The organism is Streptomyces sp. NPDC050625 (assembly GCF_040654755.1).
GTDB lineage: Bacteria > Actinomycetota > Actinomycetes > Streptomycetales > Streptomycetaceae > Streptomyces.
This window is the reverse complement of sequence record NZ_JBFAIQ010000002.1, coordinates 67,524-92,776: the sequence shown is the minus strand read 5'-3', so window position 1 is coordinate 92,776 and position 25,253 is coordinate 67,524. Positions and strand designations below refer to the sequence as shown.

Below are 25,253 nucleotides of genomic sequence, written 5' to 3'. Positions count from 1 at the left end.
GCGGACGGGCATGCTCACCGGATTCGTCACCGACGTAGGACGGAAGCTGGCCGAGCGCTGGGCGGGGGCGGTGGTGCTGCCCGGGCTGCTGTTCACCTGCGCTCTGGCGACAGGCACGATGTTGCGCCAGGACCACTGGTCCGACGTGGGGTTGCTGCGGCACCGGCTGACCGGGCTGAGTTCCGGTTCGGGCTCGACCAGTACGGCCGTGCTGCTCCTCGGCGCACTCGCCGCCTCCTTCGCCGCCGGGCTGCTGGCCGGCGCGCTCTCGGGACCGTACGAGCGTGCCCTGCTGGGGAGTTGGCCCCGGCCCCTGGCCGGGGCGGCCGACGCGCTCACGCGGCGGCGGCGCCGGATCTGGCGGGAGCGGGACGAGGCCTGCCGACGGGCCCGGGACGAGGGCGAGGACGGCGTCCGGGTGGGCGAGCTGGAGGTGCGGCGCAACCAGGTGGCGCTGGTCCCGCCGGAGTGCCCCACCTGGACCGGGGACCGGCTGCGTGCCGCCGCGGTGCGGATCCGCCTGGAGTACCGGCTCGAACTCGCCGACGCCTGGCCCCGGTTGTGGCTCGTCCTGCCCGACTCCACGCGCACGCCGCTCGCCGAGGCCCGGCAGCGGCTGGACGAGACACTGCGGCTCGGCGGCTGGGCGGGGCTGTATCTGCTGCTGGGCGCGGTGTGGTGGCCGAGCGCCGCGGCCGGGGCGTGCGCGGCACTGGTGGCCTGGCGACGGGGCCGTGAACGGGCCGATGTGTACGCGGAGTTGGTGGAGTCGGCGGTCGACGTCCATCTCCCGGAGCTGTCCGAGCGGTTCGACGAGGAGACCCGTCCGGTCCGGGCGAGCCTGGGACCCGCGCTCACCGAACGGTTCCGGAAGGGGGCGGGGCCGCGGCGACTGTGACGTGACCGGCATCGGGGACGACTCGGATCAGGGGTACGGAACATGACGACGGACACGACGGATCCGGGCCGGCGGCCCGGGGACTCCGACCGGCCGGCCGAGCGCGCGCGGCTGCTTGCGGCCGTACGGGAGCGGCTGGAGGGGACCGGCACTCCCGCCGGCAACGCGCGTCTGCACACCGAGGAGGCGCACGGCGAGACCGGACGGCTGCTGTGGCACCTGATGGGCCCCGCCCCGGACGGCGGCTTCGGACTCGACCCGGAGGTAGTGTACGTCCTGGGCGTGACGTATCTGTTCCGCGCGCACGACCGGCCGGACGCCCCCACCGCCGAACGGGAGAGCCGGTACGGCCTGACGCTGCTCGCCCCCTTCTACTTCCATCTGCCGGGACAGGAGGACGTCCTGCCCCCCGACCTGCGTGCAGCGCTCGACGGGATGGCGGGCCCCGACGCCGGGCGGCCCGAGGAGCCGGCGGAGCTCGTCCAGCGGCACGCCGAGGCCCTGACCAATCTGGCGATGCTGGTGATGGAGCTGGCCGTCGCGCTGCCGTATCCGGAGGCCTTCGAACTCGCGGCCGGGCTGACCCGGGACTCCCTTCCGTATCTGTCGCCGGAAGGCCCCGACCGCGCGCTGGCCGGCTGCAACCTCGGATACGCGCTGCTGCTGAGCGCCGTCCACGGCGACAGCGGACCCGAGCGGCTCAGCGAGGCCGTCGACGTCCTGCGCACCGCGTTCAGCGCGACTCCCCCGGGCCATCCCAACCACGCCCGCTGCGCCAACGGGCTGGGTCTGGCACTGCTCGCCTCGGCGGAGCGGCGCCAGGACCGCGCCCCGGTGCCCGAGGCCGTCGAGATGCTGCGCACGGCGACCCGGGCCGCCACCGAGGGCGATCAGAACAGGGCGCAGATGTACTCCGACCTCGGCTACGCCCTCGTCGTCCTCGCCCGCGGCGCGGAGGACGGCGAGGCGGTGGGTCCGGAGCTGCGGGAGGAGGCCGTGACCGCGCTGCGGCGCTCGCTGGACCTGACCGACGACGGGCAGCCGGAGCAGCTGCGCGAACGGCTCGGCCGGCTCGCCGACGCCGAGCTGATCGGGATCCCGGACGACGACCGGCCAGGCGCCGCCGCACAGGCCTCGCAGGCCGCCGGGGCCCTGCGGCGACTGCTCGGACTCACTCCCGACGGGCACCCGGAGCGCGGTGAGCTCCTGCTGCGGCTGGCCGCGAACCTGGTCGTGGCCCAGCGGCCGCGGGAGGCCGTCGGGCTGCTGACCGAGGCCGGTGCGCTGTTCGCCGGTGACGCCGAGCGGGCGGAGCAGGTGCAGGTGCTGCTCTTCCAGGCGTCCATGCTCCAGGGGGAGCTGGCCTCCCGCTCGGACCTCACACCGGAGCAGCGGGAGGACTGGGAGGCCGTCGACAGCGCCATGCGGTCCGCGCTGTCGGGGGACCCGGCCGGTCATCCACTGGGCGCGGTGCTGCAGCTCATCGGCATGGGCACGGAGCAGGGGGGCGGCAGCCGCGGCCAGGAGCTGATGGAGCTCGGCGCCCTGGTGCTGGGCTACCCGGAGCAGGTCTCCCTGAGCGACCTCTTCGCCAAGACCATGGAGCTCCAGGCCCGGCGCATCGCCCGGCTGCCCGAGACGGAGCGCGAGCAGGCCCTCGCCGACTTCCTCGCGGGTGAGGGCACCGGGTCCGAACCGGACGTCGAGGGGCCGGTGGACCCCGGCGCCCTCGACGAACTCCTGGACGTCCACGAGCGGTTGCTCGGCCTGCTGCCGGCCGGCTCCCGCGAGCACGGGCTGCTGAAGGGCAGCCGGAACCTGCTGCGCCTGCAGAAGATCACCTACGAGTCGATGAACGAGCCGGAGGAGGGCCCGGCCCGACTGCGGTCCCTGCGCAGGTCCCTGCCACTGCTGCGGGAGATGTTCGACGACATGCCCGAGCAGCTGCGGCAGTTGGGGATCGCTCCCGAACTCTTCGGCGCGCACACGGCGTTGATGTTCTCCTCCGAGTCGCCGTTCGACCAGTTGGAGGCCGTGGAGGAAGGGGTGCGGGGCGCCCGCCGCAGACTGACCCGGCTCACCCCGGGGACACCGGAGTACGACGAGGCCAGGACGTCGCTCGCGGTCTCGCTCTTCTTCCGGGACGCGCTGTGGCCCGAGGAGGCGGATTTCGAGGAGGCCGTGGCCCTCGCCCGCGAGCTGACCGCCGTACCCGATCCCGGGCTGCGCACCGCGATGCTGCTGACGCAGTGGACCTCGGCCACCCGCTCACATCTCGAACAGTCCCGGTCGCAGGACCGACCGGCCGCCCGGTCGTTCAGCCGGATCACCCGGATGGCGTCCGACCGCGCCGCCAGGGCGCTCGACGAACGGGACCCCGTGGACGCGCTGGAGACCCTGGAGGACGGCCGGGCGCACCTGTTGTCCACCGCGCTCAACACCCGTCGCGAACTGGAGGTCCTGCACGGCGCGGACGCCGACCTGCACGCCCGGCTGCGCGCCGCGCTGGACGAGGTCCGGGCGCTGCGCCGCAGGGTGGAGCCCGGCCACTGGGCCGACCCGGACGAGTTCGAGGCGGTGCGTGCCGCCTCCGGGGACGCCGCCCGGCTCGTCGCCGAGCTCCAGCGGCGCCCCGGCTTCCGGCGCTTCCTCACCCCGCTGCCGCTCGGCCTTGACGACCTGCTGCCCGCCGCCGCGGAGGGCCCGGTGGTGAGCGTCAACGTCCATCCCCGCCGCTGCGACGCCCTGGCGCTGTGCGCGGACGGGCTGCGCACGGTGCCGCTGCCCGAGCTGGACGCCGCCGACCTAGCGGCGCAGGCCGAGTCGTTCCGGCTCGCGGTCGAGGCACTGACGTCCGGACCGCGCGATCCGCTGTTCGAGGAGGCGCGGGACATCTTCACGGGCACCCTGGCCTGGCTCTGGGACGTCCTGGCCGAACCGGTCCTGGACGCCCTCGGACTGACCGGCCGTCCCCCGAGTTCTCGGCTGCGCCCGGACAGGGGGAACCCCCATGAGCCGGGAGCGCCGTGGCCCCGGCTGTGGTGGTCGCCGTCCGGTGTGCTCAACTCCTTCCCGCTGCACGCCGCCGGGCACCACGGCCCGGACGCGCCGGCCGGCGCGGCGGTCCTGGACCGGGTCGCCTCCTCCTACACGCCGACGCTGCGCGCACTGCTCTTCAGCCGGGCCCGCCGGCGCGCGGCACCTGGCCGGCGCAGCACCCTGGCCGTGGCCATGCCGGAGACGGCGGGGCAGGCGCCCCTGGCCCGTACGGTCGCCGAGGCCGCCGAGGCGGTCGCGGCGGGCGGCGGGGTCCCGCTGATCGGAGCGGCCGCCACCCGGGACGCGGTGCGCGCGGCCGTGCCGGCCGCGTCCCTGGTGCACTTCGCCTGCCACGCCGACAGCGACCCGGAGGAACCGGCAGCGGGCCGGCTGCTGCTGGCCGACGGCGACCTGTTCCTCCAGGACATCGCCGAACTGCGCCTGGAATCCGCCGAGTTGGCCTATCTCTCGGCTTGTGGCACGGCCCGCGGCAGCGCCGCGCCCGCCCTGGCCGACGAGGCCGTCCATCTCGCCTCCGCCTTCCAGCTGGCCGGATACGCCCAGTCGGTGGCCACGCTCTGGGAGGTGGGCGACGCGTTCGCGGCCGACGCCGCCGCCAGGTTCCACCGCACGCTGGCCCCGTCCCTGCCGCACCCCGGCCCGCTGCCCGCGGCGCAGGCCCTGCACCACACCGTGCGCTCGCTGCGCGCGGAGCGGCCGGACCTGCCGTGGACCTGGGCGGCACTGGTGCATGCGGGGGCGTGAGCGGGCGGGGCGAGGCGGCCACGGCGCAAGGATGCCGTGGGGCTCACCACCCCCTCTCGGAAGAGCCCTCCAGCGGGATGTGGGCGCCGTGGCGCAGCCGTGGGCGGGCCGCCATGACCGCCACGTCGTCCTCCGCGTTCTTCACGTCGAGGCGGGTGACGATGGTCTCCAGGATCTCGTGGACGCCCGCGCCCACCGCGAAGCGGATCTCGGCCAGGCGTTGCAGGGAGCTGTCGATGTCCTCGCCGCGGTGCTCGACGAGGCCGTCGGTGAACAGCACCAGCGTCTGGTCGGGGTCGAGCCGGGACGTGGTCGACTCGTAGCCGCCGAAGCCGGTGCCCAGCGGTGGGCCGACCGGGGCGGACAGCAGTGAGGTGTGGCCGCCGCGCGTGATCAGGGCGGCGGGCAGGTGGCCCGCGCTGGCCACGGTGAGCTGGCCGCGGGCCGGGTCGACACGTGCGATCAGGCAGGTGGCGGGTCTGCGCTCCGCCTCGTTGGAGGCGATGTCGTCCATCTGGCGCAGCACCCGGTGCGGGGGCAGGTCGGCGGAGGCGATGTAGCGCAGGGAGGAGCGGTAGGCGTTCATGTCGACGGCGGCCTCCAGGCCATGGCCCATGACGTCGCCGACGACGAGCAGGGTGCGGCCGAAGTGCAGCCGTACGGTCTCGCACCAGTCGCCGCCGACCAGCGTGCGGGTTCCCGCGGGCAGGTAGCGGACGGCGACGTCCAGGTTGGGGTGCGGCCGGCCGGGCTCGGCGAGCAGGGCGCACTGCAGGTCGGCGGCGGTGCTGCTGATCCGGTCGTACTCGCGGGCCTGCCGGATGTGGGACGCGGCGCGCTCGGTCAGCAGGGCGAGGAGTTCGACCTCGGAGCGGGTGAACGGCGGGCCGTCCCGTGCGCAGACGAGGACGCCGTAGTGGAGCTCCCCGGTGGTCAGCGGCAGACAGATCGCGGGCCGGGCACCGCCGTGGGCCGGGTACTCGGTCCACGGCTCTTCACGGCCGTCGGCCGCCGGGGTCGCGGCGTCCCGGGCCACGGCGGCGGCCCAGCGGGCGTCGGGCAGGGCGTCGGCGTCCCCGATGATCGAGTCGTACCCGGAGACGCTTCTGCCGACCCGGTGCATGACGGCCGCCGAGCCGCCGGCCAGCCGCACGACCGCCCGGGCCAGCTCGGCACAGGTCGTGCTCTCGTCCGGCGTCGTGCCGATACCGGCCGCCGCCACGCGCAGCGCCCTCAGTCCGTTCTCCCTGCTCCGCGCGTCGACCTGCATCGACGTTTTTCGCGTTTTTCGACGGGACCGGATCCACCGCACGACACCCAACACCCTCACAGAATCTCAAACCAGGGCATTTGGGGCATCCACCGGTTGTGGATGCGGCACATGCCCATGGAGCCATCATGGGACTGTGAGGATCCCGAGGAGCCGTCCTCCCGAGGTGCCCGGCGACGACAGCGACGACCTGGCACGGTTCGGCTACCGTCAGGAGCTGAAGCGCTCCCTCGGGCCGCTGTCCAGTTTCGCCGCGAGTTTCAGTTACATCTCGGTCCTGACCGGAGTGTTCCAGCTCTTCGGCTTCGGCTTCGCCTCCGGCGGCCCGGCGTACATCTGGACCTGGCCGCTGGTGTTCCTCGGGCAACTCGCCGTCGCCCTGTGCTTCGCCGAGATGGTCGGACAGTTCCCGCTGGCCGGCTCGGTGTACCAGTGGTCCAAGCACCTCGCCCGTCCCCTCACCTCATGGCTGTCGGGCTGGATCATGGCCGGTGGCGCGGTGGTGACCGCGGCCGCCGTCGCGGTCGCCTACCAGGTCGTCCTGCCGCAGATCTCACCGGCCTTCCAGATCCTCGGCGGCCCCGGCGACGCGGGCGTGACCGACACCCGGGGCGGTGCCCAGAACGCCATCGTGCTCGCTCTCGGTCTGGTGGTCTTCACCACCGTGGTCAACCTGTGCGGTGTCCGGCTGATGGCGAGGATCAACGACTTCGGTGTGGTGGTCGAGCTGATCGCCGTGACCCTGCTCGTCGTCATGCTGGGCATGCACGTCAGACGGGGGCCGCAGGTCGTCCTGGAGACGCAGGGCACCGGGGCCGGCCACTCCTCCGGCTATCTCGGCGCGTTCCTGGTCGCCTCTCTCGCGAGCGCCTACGTCTTCTACGGCTTCGACACCGCGGGATCGCTGGCGGAGGAGACGAGGGAGCCCAGACGCCACGCGCCCCGTGCCATCCTGCGGGCGCTCACTGCGGCGTTCGTCTCCGGCGGGCTGCTGATTCTGGTCGCGATGATGGCGGTCGGCGACATCGGGGACCAGGAACTGCGCGACCTGGGCATGCCCTACCTGGTCAAGTCCACGCTGGGCTCCGGGCTCGGCTCCGTCTTCCTGGTGTGCGTGGCGATCGCCGTCACCGTCTGCTGCCTGGCCGTGCAGACCGCGGCCATCCGGCTTCTGTTCTCCATGGCCCGGGACGGCCGGCTGCCCTTCAGCCGGGCCGTCTCCCGGGTCTCCCCGCACTCCAGGACCCCCGTCGTGCCGGCCCTCCTCACCTGCCTGCTGACCATCGCGCTGCTGGTGGTCAACCTCGGCAACCGGCACCTGTTCTACACCCTGACCTCGGCCGGCATCGTGCTGTTCTACGTCCCGTACCTGCTGGTGACCGGGCCCATGCTGGTGCGTCGGCTGCGTGGCACCTGGCCTCGTGCCGACCACGGGCCCTACTTCTCCCTCGGCCGCTGGGGCCTGGCCGTGAACCTCGTCGCCGTGCTGTACGGCATGGCCATGACCGTCAACGTGGCCTGGCCGCGGGCCGCGGTGTACCCCGGGGACGCCTGGTACTACCGGTGGGGGGCCCTGTTCTTCCCCGCCGTCATCACAGCCGTCGGCGCGGCCCTCTACCTCGTGCGCCCACGCGCTCGTCCGGCGCCGGAGTGCCGGTAGAACTCCACGGGTTCGGGCGCCAGGGGCTTGTTGCCGAGGATGATGTCGGCGGACTTCTCTGCGAGCATCATCACCGGGGCGTAGATGTTGCCGTTGGTCACGTACGGCATCACGGAGGCGTCCACGACGTACAGCCCCGTCAGGCCGTGCACCGCCATGGTGCCGGGGTCCACGACCGATGCCTCGTCGATGCCCATCCGGCAGGTGCACGAGGGGTGGAGCGCGGTCTCGCCGTCGGCCGCCACCCAGTCCAGGATCTGCTCCTCGGTCTCGACCCCGGGGCCCGGGGAGAGCTCGCCGGTACTGAACTCCTCGAAGGCGGGCCGGCCGAGGATGTGCCGGGTGATGCGGATCGCCTCGACCCATTCCCTGCGGTCCTTGTCGGTCGAGAGGTAGTTGAACCGCAGCGCTGGGTGCGTGCCGGGGGCGCGTGAGACGATCTTCACCGATCCCCGCGCGTCCGAGTACATGGGCCCGACATGCACCTGATAGCCGTGCCCGGGTGCGGGTGAGGACCCGTCGTAGCGGACCGCGGCGGGCAGGAAGTGGAACATCAGGTTGGGGTAGGCCACGTCCTCGTTGCTTCGTACGAAGCCGCCGGCCTCGAAGTGGTTCGTCGCCCCGGGCCCGCGGTGCAGGAGCAGCCACTCGGCGGCGACGAGGGGCCGCCGCCACGGCTTGAGCGCGGGCTGCACCGACACCGGTCTCCTGCTGCCGTGCTGGACGTACACCTCCAGGTGGTCCTGAAGGTTCTCGCCGACGCCCGGCAGGTTCAGGACCGGCTCGATGCCGAGCGCTGCCAGCTCGTCCGCGTTCCCCACGCCGGAGAGCTGGAGCAGCTGCGGGGAGTTGACGGCCCCGCCGCACAGGACGACCCTTGCGCCGCGGCACTGGCGCAGCCCGCCGCGGCCCCGCGCGAGGTACTCCACGCCCACCGCCCGCCCGCCCTCGAACAGGATGCGGGTGACCGTCGCCCTGGTCCGCACCGACAGGTTGGGACGGCTCATCACCGGGTGCAGATAGGCCCGGGCGGCGCTGAGCCGACGGCCGCGGTACACGTTGCGGTCGAACGGGGCGAAGCCCTCCTGCCGGAAGCCGTTGACATCGTCGGTCAGCCGGTACCCCGCCTGCTGCACGGCTTCGAAGAAGGCGGTGAACAGCGGGCTGTCGGCCGGTCCCCGTTCGAGGACGAGCGGCCCGTGGTGGCCGCGGAACTCCCCCTCCGCGTCGGCGAGGCAGTTCTCCATCCGCTTGAAGTACGGCAGGCAGTGGGCGTAGTCCCAGTTCGCCATCCCCGGGTCGGCGCTCCAGCGTTCGTAGTCCAGGGGATTCCCCCGCTGGAAGATCATCCCGTTGATGCTGCTGGAGCCGCCGAGCACCTTGCCCCGGGCGTGGTGGATCCGCCGGCCGTGCAGGAAGGGTTCCGGTTCGGACTCGTACCTCCAGTCGTAGAACCGGCTGCCGATGGGAAAGGTCAGGGCGGCGGGCATGTTGATGAGGAGGTCCCACGGGTAGTCGGGGCGTCCGGCTTCGAGCACCAGCACCCGGTTGGCGGGATCGGCACTGAACCGTGCCGCCAGCGCGCAGCCGGCGGAGCCCCCGCCGACGATGACGAAGTCGTATCGATCTTCCAAGGCCTTGGTCTCCTGCCTGGCCGTGGGGACCGGTCAGCCCGCGGGCATCGGCTGCTCGGCCCAGATGACCTTGCCGCGGGGTGTGTAACGGGTTCCCCAGCGCTGGGCGAGCTGGGCCACGAGGAAGAGGCCGCGGCCGCCTTCGTCGGTCATGTCGGCCTGACGCAGATGCGGAGACGTACTGCTGGTGTCGGCGACCTCGCAGATGAGCATCCGATCGCGCAGCAGCCGTACCTGGAAGGGGCCGGTGGCATGGCGGATGGCGTTGGTGAGCAGTTCGCTGAGGATCAGCTCCGTGGTGAAGGCGGCCTCTTCCAGGTTCCAGTCGGCGAGCTGCCGGACCACGGCCCCGCGTATCTCGGAGACGATGGCCGGGTCCGGCGAAAGGCCGTCCCAGCAGGCCATGTCCGAGGCGGCCAGACCGCGGGGGCGGACGACGAGCAGGGTGACGTCGTCCTCGGCCGGCTGGGACGGCGGCAGGGCTGCCACGGCGGCCTGGCAGGTCTCCTCCGGCGAGCGTCCGGGGTGGCCCAGAGTGTGCCGGAGCTCCTCCAGCACGGTCTCGATGCACCGTTCGCGGTCCTCGACGAGGCCGTCGGTGTAGAACACCAGCTGGCTGTCGTCCGGCAGCTCGATCTCGACCGTCTCGAAGGGGAATCCGCCCAGGCCGAGCGGCGGCGCGGCGGGTACCTCGGGGAAGGTCACCGTCCCGTCGCCGGAGATGAGCGCCGGTGGGAGGTGTCCCGCGCGGGAGAGACTGCAGCGGCGGGTCGTCGGGTCGTACACCCCGTACAGGCAGGTGGCTCCGATGAAGGCGTCCGTGCTGCCGTCCTCCCGGGCCATCCGGGCGACCAGGTCGTCCAGATGCGTGAGGAGTTCGTCGGGGGCGAGCTCGAAGGAGGCGAAGTTGTCCACGGCGGTGCGCAGCCGCCCCATGGTGGCGGCGGCCTGGACGCCGTGGCCGACCACATCGCCCACGACGAGGGCGATACGGGCTCCCGACAGGGGGATCACATCGAACCAGTCACCACTGACTCCGGTGTGCGCGGGCAGATAGCGGTAGGCGACCTCCAGCGCGTTCTGTTCGGGCAGTCCGTGCGGGAGCAGACTGCGCTGCAGGGCGAGCGCGGTGGCGTGCTCGCGTGTGTAGCGGCGCGCGTTGTCGATGCAGAGCGAGGCGCAGGCGACCAGTTCCGCGGCGAGTGAGACGTCGTCGTCCTCGAAGGGCGCGGATCGTCGCGAGCGGTAGAAGCCGGCCATCCCCAGGGGCACGCCGCGGGCGCTCAGCGGCACGGTGATGAGCGAGTGTATGCCCCGGTCGAGGATCTGCGAGGCACGTACGGGGTCCTCGGCGGCCCAGCATCGCGAGGTCTTCAGGTCCGCCTCCATCGACGGAGAGCCGCTGGCCAGACACTGCGCCTGCAGGCTGGTGGGGGCGAAGCCGATCTGCTCGCCCACCCCGCTGAAGGGGAAGCCCTCCACCCCGCCCACCGCGGCGCGCTGCATCGGCAGCACACCGGCCAGCGAGGGCTCGTCGCCGCGCAGCACCGCGGGGTACAGGTCGACGGTGACGACGTCGGCGAAGTTCTCGACCACCACCTCGGCCAGCTCTTCGGCCGTGCGGACGACGTCCAACGTGGTACCGATACGACGGCTGGACTCACGCAGCAACTCCAGACGGCGCCGCGCCGCGAGGGCGAGCCTGCCGATCCCCGGTTCCCCGACAGCCAGCAGCCATCGATGGCACTGCCCCTCGCCCGCCGTTGCGGACGGAGCCGCGGTGGGGGCCGGAATCGCCGTGTGGGCCGGAATCGCGGTGGGAGGACCGCGCCAGGCACCGGGGGCCGTTTCGGCCGTGTCGGTGCGCGGCACGCACGGCGCGGAAGCGGGCGTCCCGCCCGCGGAGACCAGCGCGCCGCTCGCGGGAACGATGACCTCGACCGCGACCCCCTCGCACACGTCCGCCACCGGGCGTGCCAGCAGCGTGACCACCCGTCCACCGGACACGGGTACCTCGATGGCAGCCCTGCGGCCCGAGGCGATCAGTCCTGCCGCCTTCTCCTCCAGGACCAGCCGGTCGGACCCCGTCAGCAGGTCCTCGGCCGGGGCACCGAGGACGATCTGCCGTCCGTCCCTGAACTCGGGTGCCCGCATCTGGCGAGCGGTCCGCATATAGGCCCGCAGCAGGGTGCGCTCCCGGTCGGTCTTCTGCTCCAGCAGCCTTCGTTCGATGGCGTGAGCCGCTTTGCGCGCCATGGTTTCCAGCATCGAAGTGAACTCGGACGACTCGGTCGCAAGGTCCACCACGCCGACGATGCGTCCGCTCAGGGGCTCGTGCACGGGCACGGCCACGCAGCCCTGCACGGTCCATGCGTCGGCGAAGTGCTCATGGCCGTAGACGCGGCTGGCGCGCCGCTCCGCGAGCGCGAGGCCGATGGACGTGGTACCGCCGAGGGACTCGTGGAAGCTGAAGCCGGGCGCCCCGCCGCCCGCGGTGTCGAGATACCGGGTCATCTGCGGCTCGCCGGTCAGGCAGCGGAGCACCACGCCCTCGCCGTCGGTGAGGATCACGGTGGACCAGGTTCCGGCGATCGCGCGGGCCACCTCGTCGAGCACCGGCTCCGCCGCGTGGACGAGTTCCGTGTCCAGGTCGGGTTCTCCCAGGTAGGTGGTCCCCAGACTCGGACGCAGACCGAGGGACTGGCAGCGGCTCCACGAGGACAGGATCTCGCTGCGTACCCCGGCGACCACCGGCCCCCCGGCCAGGAAGCGCTCACGGCTGCGCGCCGTGACGTCATCGCTCCGACCGTCGCGAGCCATCCGGACCACTCCCACCTGTGGGCAAATCAGGTGACTTTATGAAAATACACCAGACGGTTTCGTCTCAGCCCTCGTCCGGGGTCATCCGCAAGGAGATCGAGTTGATGCAGTACCGCTGGTCGGTCGGGGTCGCGTACCCCTCGCCCTCGAAGACATGGCCGAGGTGCGAGCCGCAGCGGGCGCAGCGCACCTCGGTGCGCACCATGCCGTGCGAGCGGTCCTCCAGGAGTTCGACGGCGTCGCTGTCCTTCGGGTCGAAGAAGGACGGCCAGCCGCAGTGGGAGTCGAACTTGGTCTCGGAGGTGAAGAGTTCGGCGCCGCAGGCGCGACAGGAGTAGACGCCCTTGGTCTTGGTGTTCGTGTACTCACCGACGAAGGCCGGCTCGGTGCCGGCCTCGCGCAGGACGGCGTACTCGGCCGGGGTCAGCTCCGCGCGCCACTGCTCGTCCGGCTTCTCGACGTCGTACGACATGAGCCTCAGCCCCTCACTGCTGCGACAGGTGATCCAGGATGCGCGGGCCCAGGTCGGTCACGTCACCCGCGCCCATGGTGAGAACGAGATCACCCGGCTTCGCCATTCCCGCGATCACCGAGGGGACCTCCGCCTTGTCGTGCAGGGCCATGACGACCGCACCCGCCGCGCGCGCCGCGTCGATGATCAGGTCGCTGGTCACGCCGGGGATCGGGTCCTCACGGGCCGGATAGATGTCGAGGACCACGGACTCGTCCGCGAGGGCCAGGGACTCGCCCATCTCCTTGCCCAGCTCCTGGGTGCGGGAGAACAGGTGCGGCTGGAAGACGACGAGGATGCGGGAGTCGCCCGCGGCCCCGCGCATCGCCTCCAGGTCGGCGGTCATCTCCGTGGGGTGGTGGGCGTAGGAGTCGATGACCTGGACGCCGGCCGCCTCGCCCTTCAGCTGCAGACGCCGCTTCACACCGGTGTACGCGGCCAGCGCGGGCGCCAGCTCGGCGGCCGGGACGCCCAGCGCGACGCCCGCCGCGAGGGCGGCCACCGCGTTGTGGGCGTAGTGACGGCCGGGGACGGAGACCACGAAGGTGAGCTCCGCCCCGTCCAGCACCACGGTGACCTCGCTCTTCAGGCCCTGCGGGACGACGGACAGGACGCGTACGTCGGCGTCCGCCGCCTCGCCGTACGTCACCGTCCGTACCGATCCGGCCAGGCGCTCGGTCAGCTTCCGGGCGCCCTCGTGGTCGGCGGAGATCACCAGGGTGCCGCCGGGCACGATCCGGCCGGCGAAGGTCTCGAAGGACTCGTAGATCTCGTCGATCGAGGCGTAGTTGGCGTGGTGGTCGAGCTCGACGTTGAGGACGATCGCGACCTCGGGCGCGTACTTGTGGAAGCTGCGGTCCGATTCGTCCGCCTCGGCGACGAAGATCTCGCCGTCGCCGTGCAGGGCGTTGGAGCCGGGGGCGTCCAGGTCGCCGCCGATGGCGTAGGAGGGGTCCAGGCCCAGCTCGGACAGGGAGACCGCGAGCATCGACGTGGTGGTCGTCTTGCCGTGGGTGCCCGCGACCGCGATCGGACGCAGGCCCTCCATCAGGGCGGCCAGGGCGTCGGAGCGGTGGACCACGGGGATGCCCAGCTCCGCGGCGCGGGCCAGCTCCGGGTTGTCCTTGCGGATCGCCGAGGAGACGACCACACAGCTGGCGTCGTCGGCGAGGTGCTCGGCCGCGTGTCCGATGTGCACGGTCGCGCCCAGCGCGCGCAGCGCCTCGGCGGTCGCCGACTCCTTGGCGTCACTGCCCGCCACCTTGGCCCCGCGCTGCGCGAGGATTTTCGCGATGCCCGACATTCCGGCGCCGCCGATGCCGATGAAGTGCGGTCGGTCCATGGCGGTAGGAAGGCCCGGGGCCATGTGCGTCTCCCTGGAGTGGTGCGGCGAAGCGAACATTCAGCGCACCACCATATGGCCCCGGCGCACCCAACACCTATTAGGTCCGTTACGGGCGGCGGTCACGTCACGTCCCGCCGCGGTCGCCGGTCACGCCTTGCTGTGCGAGAACAGCTTGAGCACCGGTACGCCGACCTTGTGACGGGCCCTGGACGCCCAGTCGCGGTGGAAGAACTCCTCCACGTAGTGGGGGTCGGTCAGGACGATCACCTCGTCGGCGCCGATCTCGTCGACCAGGTCCTTCAGGGCGTCCAGCGGGTGGTCCTCCACCAGCCTGCCCTCGGCCTCGCCGCCCGTCGCGCGCAGCGCCTTCAGGGACACCTCCAGGGCCTGCTCCGCGGGCTCCTTCGCGGCGGCGCCCTCGGGCGTCTCGCGTTCGCGTGCCGCCTCGTCGAGCTCGCCGAGCGCGATGTCGTCGATGGCCCGCAGGAGACGGTCGGCCTGGTCGCCCCGAGGCTGGAGCAGCACGTGGAAGGAGACCTGCTCGTCTCCGTGCAAGGTGGTGACGAACTCCACGTCGGCGGACGTCAGGGCCTTCTCGATCATCAATACGCTTGTGAACACCAGTGCCCCATTCTGCTCCGTGGGCCGTGTCAGGCCCTGCGGAAACCATCCTGCCCCGTGATCGCACGGGTACTGCCGGATTCAGTGTGCCCGTCGAAAGCCAAGCGGAACGGTAGATTCCGCTGATTTCATGACCGACGGTAGCGACCGAACAGGAACCCGGCCTCTTCCAGCAGCGACACCAGCTCGAAGCGCCGCGGCACCGCGACCGACGGCCCCCCGGCGATGCGCTGCGCGTCGCCCGCGGTGAGCATCGGGGAGAGGGTCAGACAGAGCTCGTCGAGCGCTTCGGCGGCGATCAGCTGGCCCAGCAGCCGGGGGCCGCCCTCGGTGAGCAGCCGGGTGTGACCGAGGCCGGCGAGGGCCGCCACGGCCCGCTCCGGGTCCACTCCGGCGCCGTCGCCCGCGATCACCACCCGCGCGCCCGCCCGCTCGGCGGCGGCGACACGGTCCGGGGCCGCCGCGGCGCCGGTCAGGACCAGGGTGGGCACCTGGGGGGAGGTGAACAGCGGAAGCGAGTAGTCCAGGTCCAGGCTCGCGGTGACGACCGCGATCGCCGGGGCCGGGGCCTGTCCCGCCGCCTTCCTGGCGTCCGCGAACTCCGCACGCGCGCGTGCGGGGCGGTACGCCTCCTGCCGTACCGTTTCCGCGCCCACGAGGACGACGTCCGCGAGCGCCCGCAGCGTGCCGAAGATCCGCATGTCGGCCGCGCTGGAGATGGGCTGCGAGCGGCCCTCGTGCTGGGCGGCCCCGTCGAGCGTGGACACCATGTTGGCCCGCAGCCAGGTCCCCCGCCCGCCGGCCGCCGGCTCGGGGTAGGCGTATGCGGCCGCCAGCTCGGCAAGACTCCACTCCCGGTCACCGAGGGCCTCACCGGTCGCACCGGCCCCACCGAAGGGCTGGGCTGCTGTTTCGTCGGTCACAGGGAACAGGCGTCGCATGTCGTGCAGTGTGACACGGCGCTTAGCATGGATAACCGTGTCGTCATCCACCGCCGCGTCCGCCCTCAGCCCGATAGCCGACGCGACCCCGTTGTCCCTGTGCGCCCGCGAGCCGCACGTCCCCGCGGACCGGCTGGTCGCCGAGATGGTGCCGCCCCCCCGCTTCGACTCGGTCCGCTTCGCCACGTACCTCCCGGACCCGGACCAGCCGAGCCAGACCGAGGCCGTACAGGTCCTCGACGGCTTCGCGGCCGGTCTCGGCGGGGCGCACGCCATCGGCACCGGCCGACGGGGGTTCTTCGGGTTCGGCAAGGCCAAGGCGCCCAAGGCGCCGGCCGGACCCCGCGGTGTCTATCTGGACGGCGGGTACGGCGTCGGCAAGACCCACCTCCTCGCCTCCCTCTGGCACGCCACCCCGGCCGAGCCCGCGCTCAAGGCGTTCGGCACCTTCGTCGAGCTGACCAACCTCGTCGGCGCCCTCGGCTTCCAGCAGACCGTCCAGACCCTGTCCGGTCACCGGCTGCTGTGCATCGACGAGTTCGAGCTCGACGACCCGGGCGACACCGTGCTGGTGTCCACCCTGCTCGGCAGGCTCGTCGACGCCGGTGTCGCACTCGCCGCCACCTCCAACACCCTGCCGGGCAAGCTCGGTGAGGGCCGGTTCGCGGCGGCCGACTTCCTGCGCGAGATCCAGGGCCTGTCCGCCCACTTCCGCGCCCTGCGCATCGACGGCGAGGACTACCGCCACCGCGGCCTGCCCGAGGCACCGGCGCCGTACTCGGACGAGCAGGTGACGAAGGCGGCGTACGCCACCGCGGGCGCCTCGCTCGACGACTTCCCGCATCTGCTGGACCACCTGGCCAAGGTGCACCCCAGCCGGTACGGCGCGCTGACCGACGATCTGAAGGCGGTGTGCCTCGTCGGTGTGCGGCCGGTGCCGGACCAGTCGACGGCGCTGCGCCTCGTGGTCCTCGCGGACCGGCTCTACGACCGTGAGGTCCCCGTGCTGGCCTCGGGGCTGCCCTTCGACAAGCTGTTCAGCGAGGAGATGCTGAAGGGCGGCTACCGCAAGAAGTACTTCCGCGCGATATCCCGCCTCACCGCACTCGCCCGGGACGCGAAGGCACTCGTGACGGCCGAGTAGCCCGCCCGGACCCCCGGGCCGAGTCCCGCTGCATGGGGGCGTGGCCGCAGACCAGACACCGGGCATATCGTTGCAGGAGTGGACACAAAGGGCCTCTTATGGAGGAGGTCGTCATGTTCCAGGAACTGCTGGGGGCGATCATCGCGGCCGGTGCCGTCGGACTGGTGTACGCGTCCGCGGGGGTGCGGGTCGTCAAGCAGTACGAACGCGGGGTGGTCCTCCGGCTCGGCCGGCTGCGGGGCGAGATCCGTTCGCCGGGACTCGCGCTGATCGTCCCGGTCGTGGACCGGCTCTACAAGGTCAACATGCAGATCGTCACGATGCCCGTGCCCGCCCAGGAGGGCATCACGCGGGACAACGTGACGGTGCGGGTCGACGCGGTCGTGTACTTCAAGGTCGTGGACGCGGCGGCCGCGACCATCAATGTCGAGGACTACCGCTTCGCCGTCTCCCAGATGGCACAGACCTCCCTACGCTCGATCATCGGCAAGAGCGACCTCGACGATCTGCTCTCCAACCGCGAGAAGCTCAACCAGGGCCTGGAGCTGATGATCGACAGCCCCGCCATCGGCTGGGGCGTGCAGATCGACCGGGTCGAGATCAAGGACGTGTCGCTGCCGGACGCGATGAAGCGCTCCATGGCCCGGCAGGCCGAGGCCGACCGTGAGCGCCGGGCGAGGATCATCAACGCCGACGCCGAGCTCCAGGCCTCCAGGAAGCTGGCCGAGGCCGCGCAGCAGATGGCCGACACGCCCTCCGCACTGCAGCTGCGACTGCTGCAGACGGTGATGGCGGTGGCGGCCGAGAAGAACTCCACGCTGGTACTGCCCATCCCGGTGGAGCTGCTGCGCTTCCTGGAGAGGGGCCAGCAGCCGGCCGCGCTCACCGAGTCGCACCAGGCGGACGGAACCACCGGCTCGCACCCGGCGGACGCCGACGGCGACCTGCGGCAGAGCGAACCGCAACAGAGCGAGCAGCAACGGACCGAACCGCAACAGCCGGACGGCACCGGCGACGCACAGCAGTCCGCCGCCGTCGACGGCACGCAGCAACCCACCGGCATCGGTGACTCCGCGGCCCCCCGGAGCTAACGTTCCGGGCATGCGCCGGAGCTTCCTGATCGCGTTGGTGGCCACCATGGGCCTGCTCCCGGGCTGCGGCAGCGACAGCGGCGGCTCGTCCGCCCCCAGCCCGGCCCGCACACCCACCGCCGCGCACCGCATCACGGTGACGAGTACCGCGTTCACCGAGGGCGGCACGATCCCGCGCCGCCACACCTGCGACGGCGAGGACGTGTCGCCGCCGCTCGCCTTCTCCGGCGTGCCCACGGACACGACCGGACTGGTCCTCATGATGGAGGACCCCGACGCCCCGCACGGCACGTTCACGCACTGGCTGGTGTGGAACATCGGCCCGCGGACCACGGAGCTGGCCGCCGACCAGGCACCCCGGGGCGCCACGCAGGGGCGCAACGGCTTTGGCAGGACGGGGTACGGCGGCCCCTGCCCGCCCAGGGGCGACAGCCCGCACCACTACGTCGTCACGGTCTATGCCGCCGACCGGCGCCTGGACCTCGCCCCCGACGCGACGCCCGACGACGTCCGACGCGCCCTGACCGACCACACCCTCGCCACCGGCACCCTGACGGGCCGTTACGGCCGCTGACCGGGCGGAGGCGGCCGGGGCGCCCGGGCGGGTGACTCCGGTACGACCGGTAGGGCGCGTCGGTCGAATGAGCATATTTACGATCATATCTTCATGCGGTGTTCACTCTTGTACGCCGTGTCACCGCCCTCTGTGCCCTGGGCACCGCCCTCGCCGCCTGCGGCACCGCGAGCGCCCCGCACGCCGCCCACCAGGCCCTCACCTCGCCCTCCGCCTCCACCTCTGCTTCCGCTTCCCCCTCACGACCGCCCACCCTCGTCCCGGGCCCGGGCGGCCTCACCCCGGTCTTCACCAACGGCCCGCGCACACAGGGCAAGACCGTCGCCCTCACCTTCGACGCCGACATGACCGCCGACCAGGGCCCGCGAGCGGCCTCCGGCGAGCACTTCGACAATCCGGCGCTCATCGCCACGCTGCGCAGCCTGAAGGTCCCGGCCACCGTCTTCATGACCGGCCGATGGGCCGACCAGTACCCGGCCGAGGCCCGCTCCCTCGGCAACGACCCCCTGTTCGAGGTCGCCAACCACTCCTACAGCCACTACGCCTTCACCGGCGACTGCTACGGCCTGCCGACCGTCGGCGACGACAAGATGCGGACGGACGTGGAGCGGGCGTACACCGCGATCCGCAAGGCCGGGGTGGCGCAGCCGATGCCGTACTTCCGCTTCCCCGGCGGCTGCTACGACCGGAAGGCGCTGCGCGCGCTGAGCGGCCTCGGCGTCACCGCGGTGCAGTGGGACGTGGTGAGCGGGGACGCGTTCGCGACCGATGCCGACGCCGTCACCCGGCAGGTGCTGGACGGGGTGAAGCCCGGCTCGGTCGTCGTGATGCACTGCACCCGCAGCGCGGCCCCGACGACGGAGCAGGTGGTGCGCACGGTCGTACCGGAACTGCGAAAGCGGGGCTTCCGGTTCGTGAAGGTGTCCGAGCTGATCGGGCAGACCGGTGGCCACCGGTGACCGGCCTACCCTGAAGAGATGAGCGACGAGGACTACTGCACGATCATCGACAGCACCGAGTCGCAGCCCGCCGACGGGCCGCCGTACGCGGAGTGCGTGCTGTGCCGGAAGCCGACGGAGTACCCCGCGTCGTACAGGGGCGCACGCTGTGCCCGGTGTGATGGGGGTTCCCCCTGTTCGAGCGAAGTCGAGAACTTGGGGGAGGCAGGAGGCGCAGCGCACGGCCTGCTCAGGGTGACCGGCGGCGGGTGAGCGCGCAGGCCACGGCGAAGGCCGCGGCGGTCAGCAGCGCCGCCGCGGCCAGTGGCGGCAGCGGCACCGGGACCCGGCCCGACTGTGAGCCGGTGACCAGCCCGCTCACCGCCGCCTGCGCCGGTGAGCCCGCGACGACCACCGACAGCAGCGCGGCCAGCAGCATCGCGGGCACCGCCCGGCCGGGCGAGCGCAGCAGCGGCCGGTTGGTGAGCGCGCCGACGGCCGTGCCCAGCAGCGCGCAGGACAGGGCGGCCAGGAGGCCGGCCGCGCCCGCCTCGATGCGTGGGACGTGGGCGCGATGGCCGTTGGCCGCCGGGTCGCTGATCAGCGTGACGGCCAGGGTCGCCACGGTCCCGAGTGCCGCCGACGCGAGGAGAGCGGCCAGGAGACAGGCGAGGTGGGCCCTGGCCTGTCCGGCCGCGGCGGCGACGCAGGCGCGGGCCGCGGGCGGCTCGTTGGTGACACAGATCCGCACCAGCCAGGCGGCGACCGGCAGCAGCGCCGCGGCCGTGTAGCCGAGCGAGTCGAGCACCGGCTGGCCGCTCTGCACGCCGACGGCGAGGAAGGCCGCGTACAGGACGACGGGCGGCAGCCAGCGCTGGGAGCGTACGAGGAGTGCGGCCTGGTAACGCAGGAGTGCGGTCATGGGCGGCTTTCGGGATCGGGCGGCGTCTCGGGGGGTGTACCGGGGCTCACGCTCACCACGTGCCAGGGCGGGCGGGCCGTCAGCAGGGCGCGGAGCAGGACGTCGGAGTGGGACTCGGGGACGGTGAGCCGGTGGATGCGGGGCGCGGTCTCCTCGGCCGAGGTGACCGCCCGTGCCGCGTCGGGGGGCAGTTGTCCGCCCGAGGGACCCTGCGCGATGACGACGGCGTGCCGGCCGGCCGGTGAACTCTCCTTCCCCGTACGGCGGTTGAGGGCGCCGTCGACGACGGTGTACGTCGCGTCGGGCCCGGCCAGGCGGCGCGGGTCGTGGTCGACGAACACGACGGCACATCCGGCGGCCGTACGCTCGGCGACGGCCCGCTCCAGTTCCGCCCTGGCCGCGGCGTCCAGACCGGTCCAGGCCTCGTCCAGCACCAGGAACTCGGGCTCCGCGAGCAGGGCCTGGGCCACCGCGACCTTCTGGCTGCCGCCCTTGGACAGCTGGGCCATCGGCGTTTCGGCATGAGCGGCGGCACCGAAGCGGTCCAGCCATGCGACGGCGGCGCCGGCCGCCGTCCGGCGGGACAGGCCGTGGACCGTGCCGAGGTGGGTGAGATAGCCCGCGGCGGTGAAGGGGAGCGCCGAGGGGAACCGCTCCGGGACGTACGCCGTGCGGGGGCGGCCGGTGATACGGCCCTCCGTGGGCGCGTCCAGCCCGGCGAGGATGCGGAGCAGGGTGGACTTGCCGCTGCCGTTGGCTCCTTCCACACAGATGAGCGAGCCGGGCCTGACGGTGAGGTCGACGCCTCGTAACACCCAGGGGCCGCGTATGCCGTAGCGGCGGCCTACGCGGGCCAGCCGAAGATCACGTCGCATGGGGCCATTTTGGTCCGGCTTTAGGGTTGGCTGTTGTGAGCCACGTTTCGACATCCCCCGGTGACAGTCCCTTCCGGTCCGAGCGCAGTGCGCGCGACGAGGCGCCGCAGTTCGTGCTGCCGCTGGTCGTGCGCATCGAACGCGGTGCGCCGCCCGCCCGTACAGATGCGCTGGAGACCGCCGCGCGTTCCGTGCTGGTGCTGCTCGCCGACGAGCGGGCGCTGGGGGACGGCGAGTGGGCCGAGGCCGTGCGGGACTGGCAGGACGCCCGGATCCGCAAGGTCGTACGGCGGGCCCGTGGCGCGGAGTGGCGGCGGGCGGAGGCGCTGCCCGGGATCACGGTGACCGGCAGGTCGGCGCAGGTACGGGTCTTCCCGCCCGTCCCGCTGGACGGCTGGCCCAAGGACCTGGCCAAGCTCCAGGTGTCGGGCACCGACCTCGACGACCCGGAGCCGCCTGCCGGCCCCGACCGTGCTCAGCCCGTGCTCTGGATGAATCCCGAACTCGGCATGTCGGCCGGAAAGGCGATGGCCCAGGCCGGGCACGGCGCCCAACTCGCCTGGTGGGAGCTGTCCGACGAGGAGCGCGCGACCTGGCGTGCCGCGGGCTTCCCGCTCTCGGTACGGACCGCGGACCCGGCCGAGTGGCGCCGGCTGACGGACAGCGGGCTGCCGTTGGTACGGGACGCGGGCTTCACGGAGATCGCGCCGGGCTCCTGCACGGTGGTCGCCGATCATCCGGCGCTGCGGCGGGATCCGGTGGACTCGCGGGGCGTGCCCGGGTAGGCCGGGTCCGGGCCGGGTGCCGGGCCGTGTTCCGGGCCGCGAATCCCGGAGCCCGCTCTGCCGCGCACCCACCTCACATCCCGCTCTGCCGCTCACATCCCGCTCTGCCGCGAACCTCAAATGTTGCTCTGAAGGTGCGGGCGGTGTGGTTCGGAGCCGGGCGCCGGGGTGATACCCCCGTCACGCGAAAAGGGGGAAGGGCCATGCGGCGACTGGGAACGGGGATCGGCTGGCGGCCGCAGATCGCGGACGCCGTGGAGCGCATGCCCGGCATCGACTGGGTGGAGGTCGTGGCGGAGAACGTCTGCCCCGGCCACCTCCCCGAGTCGCTGCTGCGGCTGCGCGAGCGCGGGGTGACCGTGGTGCCGCACGGTGTCTCGCTCGGCCTCGGCGGCGCGGACCGGCCCGACGAGGGGCGGCTGACCGCACTCGCCGAGCGGGTGGCGGCGCTGGGCGCGCCGCTGGTCACCGAGCACATCGCGTTCGTGCGCGCGGGCGGTCCGCTGACCGCCTCCCCGCGTCTGGAGGCGGGCCATCTGCTGCCCGTGCCCCGCACCCGGGACGCACTCGACGTGCTGTGCGAGAACGTGCGCATCGCCCAGGAGGCGCTGCCCGTGCCGCTCGCCGTCGAGAACATAGCCGCGCTGATCTCCTGGCCGGGCGAGGAGCTGACCGAGGGCCAGTTCCTGTACGAGCTGGCCGAGCGGACCGGGGTGCGGCTGCTCATCGACGTGGCGAACCTGCACACCAACCAGGTCAACCGGGGCGAGGACCCGGCCAAGGCGCTCGCCGAGCTGCCGCTGGAGGCCATCGCGTATGTGCATGTCGCGGGCGGCTTCGAGCGGGACGGCGTCTGGCACGACAGCCACGCCCACCCCGTACCGCGACCGGTGCTCGACATCCTGACCGACCTCGCCTCACGGGTCGCGCCGCCCGGCGTGCTGCTGGAGCGGGACGAGAACTTCCCCGAACCCGGAGAGCTGGAGCGGGAGTTGGAGTCGATTCGGACAGCGGTGGAGGAGGGGCGCGCGACGCGCTCCGGTTCCGGGGCGGCGTCGCGGGCCGGTGCCGTGACCCCGCCTGTGGTCGCCGCCGACGACGACACCCGGGAGCGGCTCGCGCTTGCCCAGACCGCGGTGCTGTCCTCGCTGGTCGCCGGGACGCCCGTGCCCGAGGGGTTCGACCGGGTGCGGATGGGGGTGCAGGCGCGGGCGCTCGCCGCGAAGCGGGCGGACGTGGTGGCGAAGATCGCGCCGGAGCTGGCGGTGATGCTGGGGGCGGAGTACCGGCCGGCGTTCCTCGACTACGCCCACGGGCACCCGATGACCGGGGGTTACCGGCAGGACGCGCTGGACTTCGCGGGGCAGTTGCTGTTCGCGGGGCGCATCGAGGACGCGGGGGTGCGGCGGGAGCTGCGGGAGTGGTGGCTGGAGCGGTCGGGGCCGGTGCCCCGGTCGCGACGGCCGGTGGTGCGGGCGGCCCGGGCGGCGCGGAGGGTGCTGCTGCGCAGGGGGTGACAGCCGTAACACCGGCATCCCATTTGATGGGTTCGCACACCCTATGTCCCTGCGCCCGCACGGTGGTTGGCCCTGACTCCGCAGTAATATGCGAACTCGCACCCACCCGAGCGCACTGGCGTGCGGTGCCGCAAGCAGGAGGCACCATGCGACCGCGACCCCCGATCAAGGGCAGAGGCATCTTCAGCGGGACCGGGCTCATCATCACGGGCCTGGCCGCGACGCTGGCGGCGCTGCTGTTTCCCGTCTGGTCGTACGCGGACCGGACGGGGATCGCCGGCACCGGCGCCGACGTGCTGAACGCCCAGACCGTGACGACGCAGTACGGCCCGCTGTCCCAGGCGGACCGGGACTTCGTCACCAAGGTCCGCCTCGCCGGGCTGTGGGAGCTGCCGGCCGGTCAGCTGGCCGAGACGAAGGGCACCACCGAGGCCGTACGGGCGGCCGGGGAGCACCTCGTCGCCGGGCACACGTCCCTGGACGCGCATGTCCGCACCGTCGCCACCCGGCTCGGCCTGCCCCTGCCCAACCAGCCCAACGAGCAGCAGCAACAGTGGCTCGCCACCCTGAGCGCGGCACAGGGGCAGGACTTCGACCGCGAGTTCGCCAACATCCTGCGGCTGGCCCACGGCAGGGTGTTCTCCGTCGTCGCCCAGGTCCGGGCCAGTACCCAGAACTCGCTGATCCGCGATCTCGCCGACGACGCCAACACCACCGTGCTGGACCACATCAAGGTGCTGGAGGCGACCGGGTACGTGGACTTCGCCGCACTGGCCCGGGACTTGGCGGCCGCCGCCTCGCCCGTGCCGTCGCCGCCGGTGGTCCAGCCCGGTTCGGCGACTCCGATCGCCTCCCCGCCCTCGCCCACGTACTCGCTTCCGCCGGCCGCCTCCAGCCCGCCGCCGGGCGACGGCTCCTGATCCACCCGGGAAGCGGAACGTCACGTACCGACAACACTCCGTCCGGATGGTGAAAAGGGCATGGTGTTTCACAGGCCCCTGGCATAGAAAAACGTCATGTTCTGGGTCCTTCTCCTGCTGCTGGCCTGGGCCGTCGCGGGCACGGCGTGTACGCGGCTGTGCCTGGCCGCCGTACGTGCGGCGGCGGTCGACGCGGAGGGTACGACCGCGGACCGGGGGCACGATCTGACGCTGTACGAGGCGGCGTTCCTGTCGGGCGGACCCGCACGGGTCGCCGATCTCACCATGGTCTCCATGGCTCGGCAGCGGCGGCTGCTGCTCGCGCACACCGGCTGGGCGACCGTCGTCGACCCGCGGGGCCGGGACGAGATGGAGCGGTCCGTCATAGGGGCCATAGGGCCGGAGGGCCAGTCCCGTATCGAGCCCGTGCGCTCCGCCGCGGCCGGGGCCGACGCCGTGCGCAGCATCGCCGACGGGCTGGTCCGGGCGGGGCTCGCGGTGCCCGACGGGACGCGTACGACCGTGGCGTCCGGGGTCCGTCAGGTGCGGGTGGCCGCGCTGGCCGTCGTCGTCCTGGGCGCGATCGCGCTGCTGACGCCGGCTCAGACCGACATGCCGCGCGACCTGGTCGCCGCCTGGTTCGCGCTTCCCTTCGCCCTGACCCTGAGCTGCCTGGCCATCGCCCGGGTCGAGGTGCACCCTTACTCGCGCTGGGCCTCCCCGGCCGGGCAGCGGCTGCTCGGCGCGCTGAACCGGCGCGCGACCGGGGCCGGTGACGACCGCACCTATCTGACCACCGTCGCCGTGCGCGGAATCCGCGCGATCGGCGAACCGGAGCTGCGCGCGGCGTTCGCCCATCGCGACCAGCCCTGGCGGGAGTAACGGCGTCCGCGCGGGGGCGCACAGGGAGTATTGACGCCGACACCGGCCAGGTGGTGCTTGCCTTCGCCAACGCCCGAACGAAATATCCCTTTTGTTGACGC

The 25,253-nt window shown here is 72.7% G+C and carries 21 protein-coding genes; 12 read left to right on the top strand and 9 right to left on the bottom strand.

What is annotated here, in order from left to right; all coding sequences use genetic code 11:
* Nucleotides 1-10 precede the first annotated feature (10 nt).
* Both AB0I54_RS04685 and AB0I54_RS04680 read left to right on the top strand, forming a co-directional pair.
* Nucleotides 11-898 carry a hypothetical protein gene (locus AB0I54_RS04685; protein ID WP_363294426.1) on the top strand — a complete coding sequence of 296 codons (888 nt, stop codon included), beginning with the start codon at nucleotides 11-13 and terminating at the stop codon, nucleotides 896-898.
* A 42-nt stretch (nucleotides 899-940) separates the two neighbouring features.
* Nucleotides 941-4,702, top strand: a complete 3,762-nt coding sequence (locus tag AB0I54_RS04680; RefSeq protein WP_363294425.1) for a CHAT domain-containing protein — start codon at nucleotides 941-943, stop codon at nucleotides 4,700-4,702.
* 43 nt (nucleotides 4,703-4,745) lie between these two features.
* Here AB0I54_RS04680 and AB0I54_RS04675 read toward each other — a convergent pair whose 3' ends face one another.
* Nucleotides 4,746-5,972, bottom strand: coding sequence for a GAF domain-containing SpoIIE family protein phosphatase (locus AB0I54_RS04675; RefSeq protein WP_363294424.1), 1,227 nt, complete (start codon nucleotides 5,970-5,972; stop codon nucleotides 4,746-4,748).
* A 136-nt stretch (nucleotides 5,973-6,108) separates the two neighbouring features.
* Between AB0I54_RS04675 and AB0I54_RS04670 the strand changes: the two genes are divergently transcribed.
* Complete coding sequence (locus AB0I54_RS04670) at nucleotides 6,109-7,632, top strand: amino acid permease (RefSeq protein WP_363294423.1); 1,524 nt, start codon at nucleotides 6,109-6,111, stop codon at nucleotides 7,630-7,632.
* Here the strand turns inward: AB0I54_RS04670 and betA are convergent.
* From betA to AB0I54_RS04640, 6 genes are all read right to left on the bottom strand, one after another.
* The gene (gene betA, locus AB0I54_RS04665) at nucleotides 7,587-9,266 is read right to left on the bottom strand and encodes a choline dehydrogenase (RefSeq protein WP_363294422.1); all 1,680 of its coding nucleotides are present in this window, start codon (nucleotides 9,264-9,266) and stop codon (nucleotides 7,587-7,589) included. The two genes, AB0I54_RS04670 and betA, sit on opposite strands and share 46 nt — an antisense overlap.
* 33 nt (nucleotides 9,267-9,299) lie before the next feature.
* A complete protein-coding gene (locus AB0I54_RS04660; RefSeq protein WP_363294421.1) occupies nucleotides 9,300-12,086 on the bottom strand; it encodes a SpoIIE family protein phosphatase in 2,787 nt (928 codons plus the stop codon).
* Nucleotides 12,087-12,150: 64 nt separating this feature from the next.
* The gene (msrB, locus tag AB0I54_RS04655; RefSeq protein WP_363294420.1) at nucleotides 12,151-12,558 is read right to left on the bottom strand and encodes a peptide-methionine (R)-S-oxide reductase MsrB; all 408 of its coding nucleotides are present in this window, start codon (nucleotides 12,556-12,558) and stop codon (nucleotides 12,151-12,153) included.
* A 13-nt stretch (nucleotides 12,559-12,571) separates the two neighbouring features.
* A complete protein-coding gene (murC, locus tag AB0I54_RS04650) occupies nucleotides 12,572-13,963 on the bottom strand; it encodes a UDP-N-acetylmuramate--L-alanine ligase (protein ID WP_363294419.1) in 1,392 nt (463 codons plus the stop codon).
* A 126-nt stretch (nucleotides 13,964-14,089) separates the two neighbouring features.
* A complete protein-coding gene (locus AB0I54_RS04645; RefSeq protein ID WP_363294418.1) occupies nucleotides 14,090-14,563 on the bottom strand; it encodes an indole-3-glycerol phosphate synthase in 474 nt (157 codons plus the stop codon).
* A 128-nt stretch (nucleotides 14,564-14,691) separates the two neighbouring features.
* Entirely contained in the window at nucleotides 14,692-15,504 is an 813-nt protein-coding gene (locus AB0I54_RS04640) for a pyrimidine reductase family protein (RefSeq protein WP_363294417.1), read from the bottom strand.
* Between the two features lie 37 nt (nucleotides 15,505-15,541).
* Here AB0I54_RS04640 and zapE point away from each other — a divergent pair, with 37 nt between their 5' ends.
* The 5 genes from zapE (at nucleotide 15,542) to AB0I54_RS04615 (ending at nucleotide 19,524) form a co-directional block, all read left to right on the top strand.
* Nucleotides 15,542-16,648, top strand: coding sequence for a cell division protein ZapE (gene zapE / locus AB0I54_RS04635; RefSeq protein WP_363294416.1), 1,107 nt, complete (start codon nucleotides 15,542-15,544; stop codon nucleotides 16,646-16,648).
* 113 nt (nucleotides 16,649-16,761) lie between these two features.
* Nucleotides 16,762-17,739 carry a slipin family protein gene (locus tag AB0I54_RS04630; RefSeq protein ID WP_363294415.1) on the top strand — a complete coding sequence of 326 codons (978 nt, stop codon included), beginning with the start codon at nucleotides 16,762-16,764 and terminating at the stop codon, nucleotides 17,737-17,739.
* Nucleotides 17,740-17,749: 10 nt separating this feature from the next.
* Nucleotides 17,750-18,313, top strand: a complete 564-nt coding sequence (locus AB0I54_RS04625; protein ID WP_363294414.1) for a YbhB/YbcL family Raf kinase inhibitor-like protein — start codon at nucleotides 17,750-17,752, stop codon at nucleotides 18,311-18,313.
* Between the two features lie 98 nt (nucleotides 18,314-18,411).
* Nucleotides 18,412-19,272: a polysaccharide deacetylase family protein gene (locus AB0I54_RS04620; RefSeq protein WP_363294413.1), complete on the top strand. Its 861-nt coding sequence runs from the start codon at nucleotides 18,412-18,414 to the stop codon at nucleotides 19,270-19,272.
* A gap of 18 nt (nucleotides 19,273-19,290) precedes the next feature.
* Nucleotides 19,291-19,524, top strand: coding sequence for a hypothetical protein (locus tag AB0I54_RS04615; protein ID WP_363294412.1), 234 nt, complete (start codon nucleotides 19,291-19,293; stop codon nucleotides 19,522-19,524).
* Here AB0I54_RS04615 and AB0I54_RS04610 read toward each other — a convergent pair.
* A complete protein-coding gene (locus AB0I54_RS04610) occupies nucleotides 19,502-20,173 on the bottom strand; it encodes an ABC transporter (protein ID WP_363294411.1) in 672 nt (223 codons plus the stop codon). The two genes, AB0I54_RS04615 and AB0I54_RS04610, sit on opposite strands and share 23 nt — an antisense overlap.
* On the bottom strand, nucleotides 20,170-21,048 hold the full coding sequence (locus AB0I54_RS04605) for an ATP-binding cassette domain-containing protein (RefSeq protein WP_363294410.1): 879 nt from the start codon (nucleotides 21,046-21,048) through the stop codon (nucleotides 20,170-20,172). The genes AB0I54_RS04610 and AB0I54_RS04605 overlap by 4 nt, the downstream gene beginning before the upstream one ends.
* Before the next feature lie 35 nt (nucleotides 21,049-21,083).
* Here AB0I54_RS04605 and AB0I54_RS04600 point away from each other — a divergent pair, with 35 nt between their 5' ends.
* From AB0I54_RS04600 to AB0I54_RS04585, 4 genes are all read left to right on the top strand, one after another.
* Nucleotides 21,084-21,833: an aminoacyl-tRNA hydrolase gene (locus AB0I54_RS04600; RefSeq protein ID WP_363294409.1), complete on the top strand. Its 750-nt coding sequence runs from the start codon at nucleotides 21,084-21,086 to the stop codon at nucleotides 21,831-21,833.
* Between the two features lie 203 nt (nucleotides 21,834-22,036).
* On the top strand, nucleotides 22,037-23,350 hold the full coding sequence (locus tag AB0I54_RS04595; protein WP_363294408.1) for a DUF692 domain-containing protein: 1,314 nt from the start codon (nucleotides 22,037-22,039) through the stop codon (nucleotides 23,348-23,350).
* A gap of 146 nt (nucleotides 23,351-23,496) precedes the next feature.
* Nucleotides 23,497-24,270 carry a DUF4142 domain-containing protein gene (locus tag AB0I54_RS04590; protein ID WP_363294407.1) on the top strand — a complete coding sequence of 258 codons (774 nt, stop codon included), beginning with the start codon at nucleotides 23,497-23,499 and terminating at the stop codon, nucleotides 24,268-24,270.
* Nucleotides 24,271-24,366: 96 nt separating this feature from the next.
* Nucleotides 24,367-25,152, top strand: a complete 786-nt coding sequence (locus tag AB0I54_RS04585; protein WP_363294406.1) for a TIGR04222 domain-containing membrane protein — start codon at nucleotides 24,367-24,369, stop codon at nucleotides 25,150-25,152.
* The last annotated feature ends 101 nt before the right edge of the window (nucleotides 25,153-25,253 follow it).

Excerpts from the sequence above, each read along its gene's own strand:
- AB0I54_RS04685 (WP_363294426.1), top strand. The coding sequence starts at position 11 with ATGCTCACCGGATTCGTCACCGACGTAGGACGGAAGCTGGCCGAGCGC.
- AB0I54_RS04680 (WP_363294425.1), top strand. The coding sequence starts at position 941 with ATGACGACGGACACGACGGATCCGGGCCGGCGGCCCGGGGACTCCGAC.
- AB0I54_RS04675 (WP_363294424.1), bottom strand. The coding sequence starts at position 5,972 with ATGCAGGTCGACGCGCGGAGCAGGGAGAACGGACTGAGGGCGCTGCGC.
- AB0I54_RS04660 (WP_363294421.1), bottom strand. The coding sequence starts at position 12,086 with ATGGCTCGCGACGGTCGGAGCGATGACGTCACGGCGCGCAGCCGTGAG.
- msrB (WP_363294420.1), bottom strand. The coding sequence starts at position 12,558 with ATGTCGTACGACGTCGAGAAGCCGGACGAGCAGTGGCGCGCGGAGCTG.
- murC (WP_363294419.1), bottom strand. The coding sequence starts at position 13,963 with ATGGCCCCGGGCCTTCCTACCGCCATGGACCGACCGCACTTCATCGGC.
- AB0I54_RS04640 (WP_363294417.1), bottom strand. The coding sequence starts at position 15,504 with ATGCGACGCCTGTTCCCTGTGACCGACGAAACAGCAGCCCAGCCCTTC.
- AB0I54_RS04630 (WP_363294415.1), top strand. The coding sequence starts at position 16,762 with ATGTTCCAGGAACTGCTGGGGGCGATCATCGCGGCCGGTGCCGTCGGA.
- AB0I54_RS04625 (WP_363294414.1), top strand. The coding sequence starts at position 17,750 with ATGCGCCGGAGCTTCCTGATCGCGTTGGTGGCCACCATGGGCCTGCTC.
- AB0I54_RS04615 (WP_363294412.1), top strand. The coding sequence starts at position 19,291 with ATGAGCGACGAGGACTACTGCACGATCATCGACAGCACCGAGTCGCAG.
- AB0I54_RS04610 (WP_363294411.1), bottom strand. The coding sequence starts at position 20,173 with ATGACCGCACTCCTGCGTTACCAGGCCGCACTCCTCGTACGCTCCCAG.
- AB0I54_RS04605 (WP_363294410.1), bottom strand. The coding sequence starts at position 21,048 with ATGCGACGTGATCTTCGGCTGGCCCGCGTAGGCCGCCGCTACGGCATA.
- AB0I54_RS04595 (WP_363294408.1), top strand. The coding sequence starts at position 22,037 with ATGCGGCGACTGGGAACGGGGATCGGCTGGCGGCCGCAGATCGCGGAC.
- AB0I54_RS04590 (WP_363294407.1), top strand. The coding sequence starts at position 23,497 with ATGCGACCGCGACCCCCGATCAAGGGCAGAGGCATCTTCAGCGGGACC.
- AB0I54_RS04585 (WP_363294406.1), top strand. The coding sequence starts at position 24,367 with ATGTTCTGGGTCCTTCTCCTGCTGCTGGCCTGGGCCGTCGCGGGCACG.